This window comes from Clostridioides sp. ES-S-0005-03 (assembly GCF_020658455.1).
GTDB lineage: Bacteria > Bacillota > Clostridia > Peptostreptococcales > Peptostreptococcaceae > Clostridioides.
In genome coordinates this window covers 1-266 of the sequence record NZ_JACVWI010000036.1, presented here as the reverse complement: position 1 = coordinate 266, position 266 = coordinate 1, and the positions used below count along the sequence as shown (strand labels likewise).

Genomic DNA, 266 nt, shown 5'->3' with positions numbered 1-266 from the left:
CCAGGCAGTTTCCCACCAAGTACCATCAGCGCTAGAGAGCTTAACTTCTGTGTTCGGAATGGGAACAGGTGTATCCTCTCTGCTATTGTAACCACATAATCTTTATGCTTAATATTACTATTAAGTTTTTGAAGCTAGTAAACTAGATTCTTTAGAGTTAGCACTCTAAAAACTACATATATATTTTAATCAATGAACATCAAATAAATATTGGTCAAGTCCTCGACCTATTAGTATCGATAAGCTAAATACATTGCTGCACTTAC

1 rRNA gene is annotated in these 266 nt (G+C 35.0%); it reads right to left on the bottom strand.

Going from position 1 to position 266, the window contains the following annotated elements:
- Positions 1–96 (bottom strand): 5S ribosomal RNA (gene rrf, locus IC218_RS22350); the annotation flags it as partial.
- Between the last annotated feature and the right edge of the window lie 170 nt (positions 97–266).